Origin of the sequence: Nostoc sp. T09, from assembly GCF_002154695.1 — a bacterium.
Taxonomy (GTDB): Bacteria; Cyanobacteriota; Cyanobacteriia; order Cyanobacteriales; family Nostocaceae; genus Aulosira.
Genome location: NZ_MTAV01000125.1, coordinates 23,206 through 40,396, shown reverse-complemented (window position 1 = coordinate 40,396; position 17,191 = coordinate 23,206). Strand labels below are relative to the sequence as shown.

Genomic DNA, 17,191 nt, shown 5'->3' with positions numbered 1-17,191 from the left:
TTAAATAAGTATTCAGAATATAGAATTAATTGCTGTGGACAGAATTCAATTCTTTTTTCTGGAGACTGATACCAATTTGAAAAATGATTGCGTGAAGATGTTACTGAGCGCACATGCTATCAATCCGCTGCTGAACTCATTGAACGTGTTCACTTATTTGAACAAGATATTAATTCCACTCCCTTTGAGATTTGCGATCGCCTATGGGTGAAAAATCATCTTGATCCTGATGAGGAAAAACTACCGGTTTCAACATAGACGAGGTTTAATCTTTTCATCGTCTAATCAATTGCTGTTTTCAGCGGGATTAGGCGTTGCAGCAGAGCGATCGCCTTTTTGGCATCACCCACCACACTATCTTGCTTGAGATGTTCTGAGATTGCTTGAGTAAGAAGTATACAAGCTGCACATATCAAATGCCAACAGCAAAAGGCTTCTAGCTCTAGATAGTAGACAGCAAGACGATCTACATTGAAAGTGATATGTAGCTATATATACTTGTCCCTTGAGATGCTCCTCAAACCCAAACTACATCGGCTGCAACAACCCGCGTTCGCGCAAGCGCGACGAATGTTGTTCGCCCAATTGGTGCGGGAACTGCGGCATACGATGCAGCTATCCCAAGAAAAGTTCGCCGACGAATTAGGCATGACCTTTGCTACCATTAATCGATGGAAAAATGGACGCGCTACGCCTTCTGCTTTAGCACTCAAGCAAATTGACACGTTGCTAAACCAATTGTCTCAATCCCCCGATGCCAGGTTGCGGGAACGGAGCCGAGCCATTCGAGAAAAATACTTTCTCAAAAGGGAAGTAAACGTATGAGGGCTGAAAGGAGAAATCGGAGCGATCGCCTGTTTGACTTTGGGCTAGTAGTTCTCAGTGTGGCTGTGGCACTTGGACTCACGCTGCTGCTGACACCGTGGCTTTATCCCACCGTTACGCCCCTATTTTTTGTGGCAGTTATGATTAGTGCCTGGTTGGGCGGATGGGAGACTGGCTTGCTAGCAACTGTTCTGTCTACGCTGGCTGTTAACTATTTCTTTATTGAGCCACTCTATTCCTTACAAATTATCAATATAGGAACTGTTGTTCGATTGAGTTTGTTCGCGATCGCGGCAGGGTTGGTCAGTTACCTAACTCGATCGCAACGTATGGCTTTAGAGCGTTTCAGAGCCAACTATCAGACGCTCAAGGAAACAATGGAGCGTGAGGAAGCGGCGCAAGCTAGGGACAGCCAAGCAAAGGAAGCACTGCGGCAAAGCGAAGCTCGCTTGCGTGCAGTGGCGGCTAACTTACCTCAAGGGGCGGCGTTCGTTGTCGATCGCAATTTACGTTACCTACTGGCAGAGGGCAAAGCGCTTGAAGAAGTAGGCATGACTTCTGAAAATCTGGTGGGCAAAACCATTTGGGAGGCACTCGCTCCAGATCTCGCCGCAATTTACGAGCCGTACTTCCGTCAAGCCCTGAAGGGTGAACCGTTTAGCTGGGAGCATAATAGCCACGATCGCCACTACATTTCTCACGGCACTCCACTGGTGAACGATCGAGGTGAGGTCTATGCGGTGCTGGCAATGTCCTATGACATCACCGAACGCAAGCGCGTTGAAGAACGGTTGCGCGAATCGGAAGAAAAATTTCGCACGTTCGCAAATACTATTCCGGTGTTGATGTGGCAGCAGGATGCAGAAGGCAAGAACGTCTGGGTCAACCAGTATTTCATTAACTTCGCGGGTAAGACTGCCGAGGAAATCAGCGGCAAAGGTTGGGAGAAACTGCTTCATCCCGATGATGCCGAAAAGTTTGTTGCAGGCTTTATGGAGGCGGTTCGGACGCGACAACCTTGGCACGGGCGCGTTCGCTCTCGGCGGTACGACAGCGAATGGCGTTGGGTGGAATCGTTCGCTCAGCCATTGTTCGGCTCGGACGGTGCGTATCTCGGTCATGTCGGAGCTACGCCGGACATAACAGCCACCGTTGAAGCCGAAGCTACGCTGCGCGAATCTGAGGAACGATTCCGCACTTTAATCAGTGCCAGCTCAAATGTCCTGTATCGCATGAGTGCCGACTGGAGCGAGATGCAGGAGCTTCAGGGCGGAAATTTTCTTGCCGACACTCCAAAGCCGAGCCGGAACTGGCTGCAAAACTATATCCACCCAGACGATCGGGCGCAAGTGCTAGCAGCCATTCATGCCGCCATTGAAGCTAAAGGTTTATTTGAGTTGGAGCATCGCGTTATCCGGGCAGACGGGACGATTGGGTGGACGTATTCACGCGCCGTTCCATTGCTCAATGCTACGGGTGAAATTGTCGAATGGTTTGGCGAAGCAAGCGATATCACCGATCGCAAACGCCGCGAAGCCAATCTCGCTTTTCTCGCTGAAATCCAAAACGATTGTGCCCGTCTCACCACGGCTGACGAAATAATGCAGACCGTCGGTGCAAAAATCGGCTCGTATTTGAATCTTTCCATCTGTGCCTTTGTCGATGTGGACGAAGCCCAAGAGCGGGCGATCGTGCATCACACTTGGCATCGAGAAGACGCACCAAACTTGATTGGCACGTATCGCATCTCTGAATTTGTGACCGAAGCATTCTACACGGCGGTACGGGCTGGAGACATCATTATCGTCAACGATACGAACACGGATGCGCGTACCCATGCACAGAACTGCGCCGTCCTCAATATTCAGGCATTCATCCACGTACCGTTGCTGCGTGAAGGGCAATGGAAGTTTCTCTTCAACGGCTATGATTCGCGCCCGCGTCAGTGGCAAGAGGATGAGATTGACTTGTTCCGTGAGTTAGCCAACCATATCTTTCCCCGGCTGGAGCGTGCCCGTGCGGAGGAAGCTGTTGCCGCCGATTTACAAGACACGCAACTGCTGCGGGAACTGGGGGCGCGATTGGTCACAGAAGGCGACTTTCAAATCCTGTACCAAGAGATTATTGCTGCCGCGATCACCATTACCCAGGCTCAGGCAGGGACGCTGCAACTGCTGGATGCTGCAACCAACGAACTGGTGATGCTTGCCTCGCAAAACATACCACTAGAGATGTCTGAGCCTTTCTGCCGCATCGATGCCAGTTTTAATACCTCCTGCGGCGTTGCTCTGCGAGTTGGCGAGCGTAGCTTTGTCGATTTTGATGTACCCGAAAGCGAAGACTCGCATGGTTCTCTGCGGCTGCTTATGGAGGCGGGCTATCTCTCGGCTCAGTCCACGCCGCTGATTACCCGCTCTGGTAGATTAATCGGCATGGTTTCCAACCACTGGCGTACCCACTATCGACCAAGCGATCGCCAGTTGCGATTTCTCGATTTACTGGCTCGCCAAGCTGCCGATTTGATCGAACAACGGCAGACGGAAGCCGAACGCGAGCGATTGCTTCAACAGGCACAAGCGGCACGGGCAGAAGCCGAACAGACGAATCGTATTAAAGACGAATTTTTAGCTGTACTCTCTCACGAATTGCGATCGCCCCTCAACCCAATTCTCGGTTGGTCAAGACTTTTGCAAAACGGCAAGCTGGACGCAGCCAAAACTGCTCAAGCCCTCACAACGATCGAACGGAACGCAAAGTTGCAATCGGAACTTATTGAAGACTTGCTGGATGTCTCCCGCATTCTGCAAGGAAAACTTAGTCTAAATGTCAGTCCAGTTCATTTAGCCGCTACGATTCGAGGCGCGATCGAAACCGTGCGGCTTGCCGCAGACGCTAAATCCGTTGCGGTAGAAGCCAAGTTGGATTCTGAAGTCGGACAAGTCTCCGGTGATGCAACCCGTTTACAGCAAGTCGTGTGGAACTTACTCTCCAATGCCGTGAAGTTTACGCCCGTAGGAGGACGAGTGGAGGTGCGATTAGAACAGGTTAATGGGCAAGCGCAGATTACCGTCAGCGACAACGGCAAAGGCATTTCGGCAACTTTCCTGCCCCATGTCTTTGACCATTTCCGGCAGGAGGACGGCGCAACCACGCGCAAGTTTGGCGGATTGGGGTTAGGGTTGGCGATCGTCCGTCACTTAGTCGAGTTGCACGGCGGTACAGTCGAAGTCGCCAGTGCAGGCGAAGGATTGGGAGCGATGTTTACGGTCAAACTGCCGTTGCTAAGGACTGAGAACCGAGAACTGAGGACTGAGAATTTAGCACCCAGCACTCAGTACTCAGCACTCAGACCTTTAGAAGGTTTACAAATTCTGGTGATTGACGATGAAACCGATTCACGCGAATTTGTGGCGTTTGTCTTAGAGCAAGCAGGTGCAAGCGTTACGACTGCCGCAACCGCAAGCGCAGGATTTTTGGCGTTCACGCAATCTCCGCCCGATGTGCTGATTAGCGACATTGGGATGCCAGATATGGATGGCTATATGTTGATGCGACAAGTCAGGAGATTACCACTAGAGCAGGGAGGACAGGTGAAGGCGATCGCGCTTACGGCTTACGCTGGAGAAGGCGACCAACAGCAAGCCTTGCACACTGGGTTTCAACAGCATTTAGCCAAACCTGTGGAGCCAGACACATTAGTGCGGGCGATCGCCAAGCTATTGAGGCGCAACCTATGACGCACGAATAAGCTAACTAATTTAATAAAAACGGGTTTCTACATAGACGAGGTTTAAATATTTTTTGAATGGCTAACTGCAAGTTTGATTTAACACAACTACACATTTGGTAGTTGATTTAATCACATGTTTTTCATATTTCTTATCCCTACATAAGTTTTCTGACTGTTAAACTGTGAATTGCAGACAAGGGAGACACTGCGTGATGCTACTGAAAAATTAAAAGTATTAGCATAAAAATAATCAAGCTAGCGCAGTGAATTAGGGAATTAAATATATAGTAAAAAATGATATATAGTAGGTGATTATCAAGTTTTTTCGCATTCGCATTGTTGATTTCCTGCCTCTGGCAATCGGGACATTTTGAACGATATATTACTCAAGAAAATGATTCCAGCCTAGGCATTCATCTCGCTATCTGCAACTAAATTTTAAACATCTAAAGTAGTATGCAAAGTTCAATAAGTAATTAACACTTATTGATACATTACTTTTGATGCTCCCGTCCAATAGAGGAGAATCTTAATGGCGACAGAATTAGAAGTGCAAGGTATTAATGTTAGTAGCTTGAAAGAAGCACCGATTCATATTTCTAGTCGAGTTCAGTCTCATGGCGTCCTTTTGGTATTGGAGGAGCCTGAGCTAAAAATTATCCAAGTTAGTAATAATACATGGAATGTTTTCGGAATCTTGCCCGAAAATGTATTGCAAAAAAAACTAGAAGAGTTACTCGATCCTTTCCAAATAGAAAGAATTAAAGCCGGAATATTAGAAGGAAATCTCGATTATATTAATCCGACTAAAGTTTGGGTGAGAAAAAAAGGTGATGATTACGTAGTATTTGATGCCATTTTTCATCGCAATCCCGAAGGCATTTTGATTTTAGAATTAGAGCCAGCTATTTCTCAAGAAAGCATCCCATTTTTAAGTTTTTATCATCTAGCTAGAGCCTCTATTAACCAGCTAGAAAAAACAACTAATCTCCGCGATTTCTGTCAAATAATTGTCCAGGAAGTACGAAAAGTAACTGGATTTGACAGAGTAATGCTATATAAATTTGATGAAGATGGGCATGGCTCTGTAATTGCTGAAGAAAAGTTGGACAGCATGGAACCTTACTTGGGCTTACACTACCCAGAGTCAGATATTCCTAAACCAGCAAGAAAATTATTCGCTTCCAATTTCATCAGATTAATACCAGATTCATATTCTGAGCCTGTACAAATTATTCCGGTGAATAATCCGACAAGCCAACGTCCAATTGATTTAACTAATTCAATTTTGCGAACTGCTGCTGCTTGTCATTTAGAGTACTTGCACAACATGGGTGTAGGTGCTTCTTTGACTATTTCTTTAATTAAAGATGGCAAACTCTGGGGTTTAATTGCTTGTCACCATCAGACGCCTAAATATGTTTCCTATGAATTGCGTAAAGCCTGCGAATTTTTGGGAAGAGTGATATTTACAGAAATCTCAGCCAGAGAAGAAACAGAAGATTACGATTACCGGATGAATTTGGCATATATTCAGTCAGTTTTGATGGAATATATGTCCCAAGAGGAGAATTTTATCGATGGTTTAGTTAAACACCAGCCGAATCTCCTAGATTTAACGAGTGCTCAAGGCGCAGCTGTATGTTTTGGGGATAATTGCACAGTTATTGGCGAGACTCCCAAAGAAGAAGACTTGAATTTTTTAGTCCAATGGCTCAAGAATAATGTCGATGAAGAAGTATTCTATACAGATTCTCTACCGCGCATTTATCCTGATGCTGAAAGATTTAAAAATGTCGCCAGCGGTTTGTTAGCAATTCCAATTTCCAAGCGCAATTATGTGTTGTGGTTTCGACCAGAAGTCATTCAAACAGTAAATTGGGGAGGTAATCCCAATGAAGCGTTTGAAGTCAACCAATCACAAGGAAATTTGCGCCTCGTTCCCCGAAAATCATTTGAACTGTGGAAAGAAACAGTTCGTCTAACATCTTTACCTTGGCAATTTGTCGAAATCAAAGCAGCTTTGGAACTGCGCAAAGCCATCATCAATATTGTTTTGCGTCAAGCCGATGAACTGGCGCAGTTAGCGCAAGATTTAGAACGTTCTAATGCTGAACTGAAAAAGTTTGCCTATGTCGCTTCCCATGATTTACAAGAACCGTTAAATCAAGTGGCAAACTATGTGCAGCTATTAGAGATGCGCTACGAAGAAGAACTCGACGAAGACGCAAAGGAATTTATTAACTTTGCCGTTGAGGGAGTTAGTCTAATGCAAACGCTCATTGATGACGTACTAGCATACTCTAAAGTAGATATGCAAGCGATCGCCTTTGGGCTAACTGAGGTAGAAAAGCCTTTAAATCGCAGCCTCAGCAATTTGCGAGGACGCATTCATGAAACTGGGGCAGTGATTACCCACGATCCCCTACCTACTGTGATGGCTGATAGTACACAATTAATGCAGCTATTTCAAAACCTGATTGCCAACGCCATCAAATTCCGCAGTGACAAACCGCCACAAATTCATATCGGAGCAGAAAGATTAGAAGATGAGTGGTTGTTCTCTGTGCGGGATAACGGTATTGGCCTCGATCCGCGATTTAGCGAGCGCATTTTCGTCATCTTTCAGCGTCTACACACAAGAGAAGAGTATCCCGGCACTGGCATGGGCCTGGCAATCTGTAAGAAAATTATTGAATGTCATCGGGGACGAATCTGGGTAGAGTCACAGCTAGATGAGGGTGCAACCTTCTACTTTACGATTCCAGTTGGAGGCCGCGAGCGTGAGCGTAGAAACGGAAGAAAAACACAAAACGATCTTTTTGGTCGAGGATAATAAAGCCGATATCCGTCTAATCCAAGAAGCGCTAAAAAATAGCACAGTACCACACCGAGTGGTAACAGTCAGGGATGGCATGGACGCTATGGCTTATTTACGCCAAGAAGGTGAATATGCTGATGCTTCACGCCCTGACCTCATTCTCTTGGATTTAAACCTACCTAAAAAGGATGGCCGTGAGGTGTTGGCGGAAATTAAAGCCGACCCCACACTGAAACGCATTCCGGTAGTTGTGCTCACAACCTCCAGAAACGAGGATGATATTTTTCATAGTTACGATTTGCACGTGAATTGCTATATCACTAAATCTCGTAACCTTAGCCAGCTCTTTCAAATCGTCAAAGGTATTGAAGAGTTTTGGCTCTCTACTGCCACATTGCCATCGGAGTAAGAGCAGGGGAGCAGGGGAGCAGGGAGTGTGGGGAGTGTGGGGAGTGTGGGCAGGGCTGTTTCATTCCCTAAAAGGCTTGAAAATGCAAGGATTCAGGAGATAAAAAACGAGCTTGGTATTCAATCTTAGGCATCAAGATGGTCAACAATTTATGACTTTTGCTCTGATATTTATCGCCAATCATATTGACAAAATACATACCATTACGAATGAAACGGCCCTGGGAGTGTGGGGAGTGTGGGAGAGGGTGGGGAGTGTGGGAGAGGGTGGGGAGAAATGGGACAAGGGGGAAATCACTAATGACCATTGCCTATTGCCTTTTGACCCAATACAGTTCAGATAAGCCTGTTTTGTCTGCCCCTGTTCCCCGTTCCCTGTTCCCTTGCCTCCACAGAGGAATTTTCTTAACTGAACCGTATTGCCTTTTGACCCTTGACTCAGCACTCAGCACTCTTTCTAGATAGAGGAGGTAGAACCAGGAAATGATGGCTACAGGCTCAGTAAAAATCTTGTTGATTGAGGACAACCTAGCAGAAGCGAGATTGTTACAAGAGTTTCTGAAGCAAGCCCAATCCAAAGACTTTAGTGTGGTTCATGTTCAGCGCTTGCAGAATGCGCTCCAGGAATTAACTAAGGACAGGGTATTATGCTCCTATGATGTCATTTTGTTGGATCTTACCCTACCTGATAGCGAAGGATTGTCATCCTTGCCAACACTGATTGATTATGCCCCTTGGCTACCGATTGTTGTCCTCACAAATACCAATGACGAAGCCCTAGCGATTGAAGCAGTGCGGCAAGGGGCACAAGATTATTTACTCAAACGACAGGTAAATGTCGAGGTGTTGGTTCGCTCTATACATTATGCGATCGAGCGCAAACAAGTTTTGGAATCATTACGGACAACTAATAAAACATTAGAAAACCGGGTTGAAGAACGCACAGCCGAACTGGTAAAAGCTCAAGAAATTAACCAGTTTAAATCCGAATTTGTATCAATGATCTCTCATGACATCCGCAATCCCTTAAATACGATCCTCCTAGCTGCTGGATTGCTACAAAATAGCGATGAAAAATTAACCAAAGAGAAGAAAAGTTCTCACTTTAAAATTATTCGCTCGGCAATCAAAAATATGGCGCAGCTATTGGATGAGGTTTCATTAATCGGTCAAGCGGATTCAGGTAAACTCCAGTGTGAACTCGTCTCCCTCGATTTACAAATCTTCTGCCGTCAACTAATTGAAGAAGCTCAAATAACTGCCAAGGACAAGCATCTCAAGCTTGAGTTTACAAGTGTTGGAGAATTTAGAGATGCAGTTTGGGATGAGAGTCTTCTGCGGCATATTTTAGGAAATTTGCTGACTAATGCGATTAAGTATTCCCTACCAGGCGGTACAGTAAACTTTGAACTAATGGGTCAAAAGAATGCGATCGCTTTCCGAATTCAAGATTGGGGGATTGGCATTCCCGAACCAGACCAAAAACGATTATTTCAGCCTTTCCAACGTGCAGAAAATGTCGGTTCTATTCCTGGTACAGGCTTAGGTTTAGCAATTGTCAAAAAGTGTGTTGATGCACATGGAGGCGAGATTTTACTCGATAGCAAAGTTGGCATAGGTACGACCTTTACTGTCATACTGCCGTTGCTGAAACTGTAATCTACTTAGTAAAAGTTTACCAAGAAGTAGTCAGGAGTCAGGAGCCAGGAGTCAGAATGACGAGTGTGCGAGTGGTGGATGACTTAGGGGTATCAAGCCCCCACCAAATTTTCAATTTGGTGGTCTTCAATTAGCGGCGGGTCACAAGCCCCCACTAATTGCATACTGATTTCTGAATTCTGAATTCTTTTTCTTTGACTTTTGAGAGTGTAGGCGATCGCTCGTAAGCTCGGTTTCTCAAAACCACCGTGTATTTGATTCACTACACTTATTTAAATATACAAGCGTCAAATTTGCAGTTTTGGCACAGTCTGGCTATTAACATACTATTTATAGTTACATGAAATAGAAAGGTAAAAATCGATATAGCTTAGGTGAAGAAAAATAAATAAGGCTAAAATTCTCTTCTCGTCTACCTTATCCCCAGGGTAAATATTTACTTCGGCATATTTACCCAATGTGGCTTAAATTGGATGTAGATCAGCATCCAAATATATATATCTTTTTTAAAGCTGTTGGAACCTCATGAGCCGAGAGCAGTTGTTGCAACGAATTCTGCTAATCGATGGTAATCCAGTTGATCGTGCTCTCATTGTCCAAGCACTGACTCAGAACTTACTAGGGCTTCACATTGAGGAAATTGTTAATGCTGATGAGTTAGCGCAGGCGATGATCGCTCCAGACTTTGATCTGGCGATCGTCGATTATAAGTTGCCCTGGACAACTGGACTGGATGTTTTGCGGACTCTCAAAGCGCAGATTAGCGATTGTCCCGTGATTATGTTTACAAGTTGTGGTAGCGAAGAAGTTGCGGTCGCAGCCATGAAAGCGGGGTTGAATGATTATGTCATCAAGTCGCCCAAACATCTGACTCAATTGGTTCAAGCAGTTCGTAATGTTTGGCAAAACACCCAAACTCGTTGTCAAGCAGCTAAAAGCATAGACCGCAGAACTTGCCGCAGGTATCGCAAACCTACCGAAACTGCTTTGCAAGAGTCGCAACGGCTGTACCAAACCCTGGTGGAAAATTCTCCTGATATTATCGAACGCTTCGATACCCAGCTGCGGCATCTTTACACTAGTCCAGCCCTGACACAACTCACAGGAATTCCGGCAGAAGTGTTTTTGGGCAAAACCTGTCGCGAATTGGGATTGCCTCTGGCAATGATTAACACCTGGGAAGCGGCTGCCCAAGCACTACTGACAACGGGTCAAAAACAGATCATTGAATTTGAAACTCTGACACTTAACGGAGTGCGTTCCTTTGAAATGGCGATCGCACCTGAACTGACTCGTGATAACGTGATTGAGTCGATACTGTGTATTTCGCGGGATGTTACCGATCGCAAAGCAGCCGAAATTGCCTTAAAGCGTCAGGCAAAGCAAGAGCAAACCTTAAATCGGGTAGTTCAAAGCATTCGCAGTTCCCTGGATTTATCGACGATCTTCTCCACAGCCATAGCTGAAGTCACTGAATTATTAGGAGTTCATCGGACTTCTATTGTGCAGTATTTTCCAGAACGCCAATGCTGGCAAACTCTAGCATCTGATTGCAAAGATGCATCGCTAACAGATATAACAGGTTTAGAAATTCCCGATCGGGGTAATCCCTTCGCTGCACAGCTGAAGCAACTCCAGGTAGTGCGGATAGATGGAATGGATAGCATTAACGATCCAATTAACCAAAAAATTGCCCAGATTCGTCCTCCTGCCTGGTTGTTAACACCTATCGTCGTTAACGATACAATTTGGGGTAGCTTATCGCTATCAAAGCCTGTTGAAGAAGCTCCTTGGAAAGAAGAAGAGGTAGAACTCGCTCGTAAAGTAGCAGATCAGTTAGCGATCGCTATTCAACAAGCACAACTCTATCAACAGGTGCAGCAAGAACTCAGCGATCGCCAGCGCGCCGAAGCGGCATTGCAACAACTCAACCTGGAGTTAGAACAGCGAGTTCAGGAACGTACTGCCCAACTCAAAATGGCACTCTCTGCTGCCAAGATGGGAACTTGGAACTTGAATATACAGACGAAAATCGTCCACTGGTCGCCTGAAGAATATGAGCTATTTGGCTTTCAAACGGATGCTCAAGGACGTGTTCTCGATCAAAACGGAGAAGTACTCAGTCCTTACCCAAACTTCCAGTTGTTCTTGAGTTGCGTTCATCCTGATGATCGGGACTATGTTGTGCAACAAACAAGGCAAGTGATAGAACAAGGTTCTTCTTATGAAGTAGAGTATAGGCAGATACGAAGGGATGGCAATATTCGTTGGGTGTACTCACGAGGTGCTTGTGTGCTGGACAAGCAGGGACAACCTGTGAGGCTAACAGGAATTGCTATGGATATTACCAATCGCAAACAGGCAGAAGCCGCTTTGCGACGCAGCGAAAGGTGGTTGCAGAATTTTAGCAAGATTTCCGCAGTGGTCTACACGATGGTTCAGGAAGCCAATGGCTACATTTGGTTTGAATACATCAGTCCAGCCTGTAAATCTATCATCGAGGTAACAGCAGAGCAAGCAATGCAAGATGCTACCTCTATACTCAAGCTGATTCATCCTGAAGATTTACCCACTCGCGCTGCCATCATGGCCCGTTGCATCCAGAACCTAGAACCTTTTTTCATGGAATATCGCATGATTACGCCCTCGGGCAAACTTAAATGGGTGCAAATCAATTCTCAAGTTGAACCACGGGAAAATGGAGCTTTTGCCTGGCATGGAGTTTTGCAAGACGTGAGCGAGGCCTATCGGCAAGCTACGCAACGCAAACAAGCAGAAGCAGCCCTACGCCAGCAAGCAAGACTTGAGCATTTGCTCCGGCTCGTTACCCAAGAAATACGTCAGTCTCTAGATTTAGATGCCATCCTCACAACTGCCGTAACAGAGATTAGGCAAACATTGCAAGCCGATCGGGTTGCTGTGTATCGCTTTAATTCCGATTGGAGTGGCAGTTTTATCGTGGAGTCAGTCGCTCCAGATTGGGTCAAACTGGTTAAACCCGACATTCAAAAAGTTTGGGAAGATACTCATTTGCAAGCAACTCGAGGAGGACGCTACAAAAATCATGAAACCTTTGCTGTTGAGGATATCTATACTGTTGGCCACCAGCATTGTCATATTGCGCTTCTAGAACAGTTTCAAGCCAGAGCCTATGCGATCGCTCCTATTTTCTATGGAGATCATCTTTGGGGTCTGTTAGCGGTTTACCAAAATGCATCTCCTCGCCATTGGCAGTCTTGGGAGATGGAACTGTTGCAGCAGATATCAAACCAATTGGCGATCGCTATCCAGCAGTCTGAACTTTACAGGCAGCTTCAAATTGAACTGCAAGAACGCCAACAAATTGAAGAACAAATCCGAGCATCTCTCAAAGAAAAAGAAGTTTTATTGCGCGAGGTCTATCACCGGGTCAAGAACAACATGCAAATGGTTTCTAGCTTGTTAAGTCTGCAAGCTGGGAGCATTGACGACCCTGCTGTACTGAAGTTACTCAGCGAAAGCCAGCGTCGAGTCAAAACTATGGCACTCGTTCACGAACGGCTCTATCGTTCTGAAAACCTTGCCCGAATTAACTTCGCAACCTATGTTCAACACCTCGTCAATGATTTAGTCCGCTCCTATACCTGTAATAAATCATTTATCCGTGTTTTCCTAGAAGTAGCAGATCTGGAACTAGATCTAGATACAGCTGTTCCTTGCGGTTTAATCATCAATGAGCTAATTTCTAATGCCTTGAAGTATGCTTTTCCCAACCAACAAGGCGAAATTATCTTGCAATTCTGGCTGGATGATCCTGAGTATTATTGTCTAATTGTCAAAGATAATGGAATTGGAATACCTACCCATATTGATCCTCAGTATACTACTTCACTGGGAATGCAACTTATACATGGATTAACAGAACAACTTGGAGGTACGCTGCAACTAGATAGGCAAAGAGGCACTCAGTTCAAGATTCTCTTGCGAAAAAGGTTGTAATATGGCGCAACACTCTTCTAGCCCCACTATCCTAATTGTCGAGGATGAGTGGGTGATTGCTCTAGATATCAAACAACATCTGAAAAAGTTAGGCTACAGCGTGTCTGGAACAGCTAATTCTGCCGAAAAAGCTTTGGAGCTCGTTGCAGCAACCAAACCCGATCTAGTGTTAATGGATATTTACCTTCAAGGCGACAAAAGCGGGATTGAAGCAGCAGATCAAATTCATCAACAGTTTCATCTACCTGTTGTGTTTCTGACTGCCCATGCTGATGAGGCAACATTAAAGGAGGCGATCGCTACGCACCCTTACGGCTACATCGTTAAACCCTTTGAGGAACAGGATCTCATAATTGCTATCCAGGTAGCCTTGGCTAACCATCTAGCAGAGCAAGCTGTACGACAAGCACTGGAGAAAGAAAAACAGCTTAACGAACTCAAATCTCAATTCGTCTCCATTGTTTCCCATGAATTTCGCAATCCGTTAAGTTCCCTACTCGTGACACTAGAACTCTTTGAACAGCCGGATTCACTAACTCCCCAAAAGCGACTGGCTCATATACAACGGGGTAAAGCAGCTATCAAGCACATGGCGCAACTGATTACAGATGTTTTAGTTCTGGGCCAAGTGGAACAAGAGCAGTTTCAATGCCAACCAACACTCATCAATATTTACCAGTTCTGCTCCAGCCTGGTAGAAGATCTCCAATCCCATTCTAAAACTAGAGATAGATTGGTTTTGACCGTTTCGGGATGCGAAGAAACAGCACAGCTTTTTTATGAGCTTGATCCCAAGTTATTGCAACACATCCTGACCAACTTACTGGAGAATGCCATAAAATACTCTCCAGAAGGTAGTAGAGTGACATTCGAGTTACGGTGTGAGTTAGATTATGTTCAATTCCACATTCAAGACCAAGGAATTGGGCTAACAAATCAAGATTTGGCAAAACTATTTACACCCTTCCATAGAGGAATTAATGTCAGCAACATTCCCGGTACGGGATTAGGGTTATCCATTGTGAAAAAGTGTGTGGATGCTCATCAAGGAAACATTACCGTTGAAAGTAAAGTCGGCATTGGCACATCGTTTACAGTAACAATTTCTTCCCACCTTGTTTTAGACCTTTGTAGTACCCGTTCAGGGGGGTAGAAGTGCGATCGCTTCCTATTACTACTATTTTGATATGATTGCGCATCAAATTCTTAAACTCGGCGATCGCTAGCGTAGAATTGCCAAGCACTATTAAAGCAACCTGTGTACCAACAAGATTTGATCAATCCCTTATCTTGTAATAGATTCATTGAGTTCCGAGAACCAACTAGGAAAACATCAAAGGATTCTGCTGCTTCTATTGATCAAGACGGTTTATATATAGGAATCGTATTTGATTTTTGCGAAGCTAGGTAGACTCCACCTCTATTCTTTCCTGTTCCCTGTTCCCTACCTCTAGTTTGTAAGTTCAGGAATCAAATCGGATTGCTATAAGTGTTATTTTAATTTTTCATATATTTATTTGTTTTTTTGCTTTTTTGTTATTTTTGATACAGAAATATTTTTTTGATAATTTTGCATAAAAATAATGAATTTTGCACATGAAAATTGTAAATACTCTGCATATTAAAAATTAATTTATGAGAACAAAGACAAATACCATACGATAGAAAGATATTTGTTCTGCATTAGGTACTCAACACAAAGTCGTCAACTTCGTGACTTTGTGTAAAAACAGCTAGTAACATCCCTTTACCAAAGTTGTATTTGGGTAAATTGTGTTGTGATTACGGCTAAACAGAACTAAATAAGAGCTTTCAATATGAAGTTTTTTGTGATAGCTTCATAAACCACTGCTTGACTTTATACCGCTAAACAATATAATCTATTTAACTTTAAAGGTGTGCAGAAACTACCCGATTTATTTGTTGTTTGCAACTATTAACTCTGGGTATTTCTTGGAGGAGAAAACGGAAAATATGTCTCGTATATTTTGGACAAATCTGGCGCTATTTCCAGTTATTTTGGGTGCAAATGTGTTGCTTTCAGCCAATGTCATGGCTGCTGAAAAGTTAGATAATTCTCAAAGTCAAGCACCAAGAAAGGCTAGTGCTGCTGCTATTGCAACAGACCAAGCAAAAATTAATCAGCAGTTAATTGCTCAAGTCAAGACTGATGATAATAAAGTTTTAGAAACTGAAGCTGATAACCAAAATTCAATGTCTCAGGTTACGTCAGTTTCGCAGTTTTCTGATGTACAGCCAACTGATTGGGCATTTCAAGCATTGCAGTCTCTAGTTGAGCGGTATGGTTGTATCGCCGGTTATCCCAACGGTACTTATCGTGGGAACCGTGCTTTAACCCGTTATGAATTTGCCGCAGGTTTGAATGCTTGTTTAGATAGAGTTAATGAACTGATTGCTACAGCAACTGCTGACTTGGTGACAAAACAAGATTTAGCCACCCTCCAGCGTTTGCAAGAAGAATTCTCCGCAGAACTAGCAACATTACGTGGTCGAGTAGATTCTCTAGAGGCGCGTACTGCTGAACTAGAAGCAAATCAATTTTCTACTACAACCAAGCTAGTTGGTGAGGCAATTTTTGCTGTTACCGATAACTTTGGCAGCAACGACAACAACAACACTGTCTTCCAAAACAGGGTACGTTTAGACTTACAAACCAGCTTCACAGGTAAAGATATATTGCACACTAGGCTTGCTACTAGTAATGCAGTTGGATTAACTTTACCAAATGGCACATTTGAGGGTACTCAAAGCTTTAACATTACCCCTAGTACCAATAACAGTGTTTTCATTGACTGGTTGTCATACTACTTTCCAATTGGCAACTCCCAAGTATACCTAGCAGCTAGTGGTGGTATTCACAGCGATTATGTACCTACCGTCAACCCATACTTTGAAGATTTTGATGGCGGTAACGGTGCTTTATCTACCTTTGCATCTGAAAGCCCAATTTACCGAATTGGTGGTGGTGCAGGCGCAGGCGTTAACTTAGTATTTGGTAGTGCTAACAGTACTTTCAAACCTTCAGTAACCTTGGGTTACTTGGCCTCCCAAGCGAATAGCCCAGCAGCAAATGCAGGTTTATTTGAAGGTAACTATGCAGCTTTAGCACAATTAAACCTGAACGTTGGCGATCGCCTGACCTTAGCTGCAACCTACGTTCATGGATATCATGGCGCAAATAGTGCTTTATTCGATTTCGGCACATATAACCTTCCTGTAGTCGGTACTTCTCAAGCCAACTTTGTCGGTGGTGGAAGTCCATATCAGAGTAACTCTTACGGTTTGGAGGCGGCTTTCAAACCTAGCGATAAACTCTCAATTAGTGGCTTTGTGCTTTACAGCGACATTACAGACTTAGTTGCTAATAATGATGGTGAAGTTTGGAGTTACGGAGTTGGGGTAGCTTTGCCAGATTTAGGTAAAAAAGGCAACCTTTTAGGAATTTTTGCAGGTGCCCAACCCTACTTAGGTAGTGTAGGTGGCGATCGCCCTTACCATATTGAAGGTTTCTATAGGTATCGCGTCAGCGACAACATTTCTATTACTCCTGGTGTGATTTGGTTAACTAATCCTGGCCAAGCTGTTAATAGCGATAATGCCGTAATTGGGACATTGAGAACTACTTTCACTTTCTAAACTAAAGGGCGGGAAAACCCCGCCCCTACATTTCAACTTGGTATAACTGCTGGCAAAGGATAGTCTTCTCTTGTCAAAAACGCTGTATGAACATGAAAAATCTCACAACTTAA

General features: G+C 44.4%; 11 protein-coding genes and 1 pseudogene. 10 read left to right on the top strand and 2 right to left on the bottom strand.

The features are described from left to right. The first annotated feature begins 87 nt into the window (after positions 1–87). Positions 88–258: a hypothetical protein gene (locus BV372_RS36620; protein WP_179198211.1), complete on the top strand. Its 171-nt coding sequence runs from the start codon at positions 88–90 to the stop codon at positions 256–258. Positions 259–281: 23 nt separating this feature from the next. On the opposite strand, the gene BV372_RS37850 is transcribed toward BV372_RS36620, so the two are convergent. Continuing rightward, a complete protein-coding gene (locus BV372_RS37850; protein ID WP_256973424.1) occupies positions 282–416 on the bottom strand; it encodes a hypothetical protein in 135 nt (44 codons plus the stop codon). An 82-nt stretch (positions 417–498) separates the two neighbouring features. On the opposite strand from BV372_RS37850, the gene BV372_RS23910 reads away from it, so the two are divergent. From BV372_RS23910 to BV372_RS23885, 6 genes and pseudogenes are all read left to right on the top strand, one after another. After that, a complete protein-coding gene (locus BV372_RS23910) occupies positions 499–825 on the top strand; it encodes a DNA-binding transcriptional regulator (RefSeq protein WP_306299016.1) in 327 nt (108 codons plus the stop codon). Continuing rightward, a pseudogene (locus BV372_RS38440) lies at positions 822–1,934 on the top strand (PAS domain S-box protein); the annotation flags it as partial. The gene BV372_RS23910 and the pseudogene BV372_RS38440, both read left to right, overlap by 4 nt. 123 nt (positions 1,935–2,057) lie before the next feature. After that, positions 2,058–4,562 (top strand): ATP-binding protein, encoded by a 2,505-nt coding sequence (locus tag BV372_RS23905; RefSeq protein ID WP_306299017.1) that lies wholly within the window; start codon positions 2,058–2,060, stop codon positions 4,560–4,562. Between the two features lie 525 nt (positions 4,563–5,087). Further along, positions 5,088–7,391, top strand: coding sequence for an ATP-binding protein (locus tag BV372_RS23900; RefSeq protein ID WP_086688990.1), 2,304 nt, complete (start codon positions 5,088–5,090; stop codon positions 7,389–7,391). Continuing rightward, the gene (locus tag BV372_RS23895) at positions 7,339–7,785 is read left to right on the top strand and encodes a response regulator (RefSeq protein ID WP_086688989.1); all 447 of its coding nucleotides are present in this window, start codon (positions 7,339–7,341) and stop codon (positions 7,783–7,785) included. The genes BV372_RS23900 and BV372_RS23895 overlap by 53 nt, the downstream gene beginning before the upstream one ends. 485 nt (positions 7,786–8,270) lie before the next feature. Then, a complete protein-coding gene (locus tag BV372_RS23885) occupies positions 8,271–9,443 on the top strand; it encodes a hybrid sensor histidine kinase/response regulator (protein ID WP_086688995.1) in 1,173 nt (390 codons plus the stop codon). A gap of 92 nt (positions 9,444–9,535) precedes the next feature. Here the strand turns inward: BV372_RS23885 and BV372_RS36615 are convergent, their stop codons facing one another. Next, on the bottom strand, positions 9,536–9,706 hold the full coding sequence (locus BV372_RS36615; protein ID WP_179198209.1) for a hypothetical protein: 171 nt from the start codon (positions 9,704–9,706) through the stop codon (positions 9,536–9,538). Positions 9,707–9,968: 262 nt separating this feature from the next. On the opposite strand from BV372_RS36615, the gene BV372_RS23880 reads away from it, so the two are divergent. From BV372_RS23880 to BV372_RS23870, 3 genes are all read left to right on the top strand, one after another. Continuing rightward, positions 9,969–13,421, top strand: a complete 3,453-nt coding sequence (locus BV372_RS23880) for a GAF domain-containing protein (protein WP_086688987.1) — start codon at positions 9,969–9,971, stop codon at positions 13,419–13,421. Between the two features lies 1 nt (position 13,422). Then, positions 13,423–14,574, top strand: a complete 1,152-nt coding sequence (locus BV372_RS23875; protein ID WP_086688986.1) for an ATP-binding protein — start codon at positions 13,423–13,425, stop codon at positions 14,572–14,574. Positions 14,575–15,395: 821 nt separating this feature from the next. Continuing rightward, positions 15,396–17,078 (top strand): iron uptake porin, encoded by a 1,683-nt coding sequence (locus BV372_RS23870; protein WP_086688985.1) that lies wholly within the window; start codon positions 15,396–15,398, stop codon positions 17,076–17,078. The last annotated feature ends 113 nt before the right edge of the window (positions 17,079–17,191 follow it).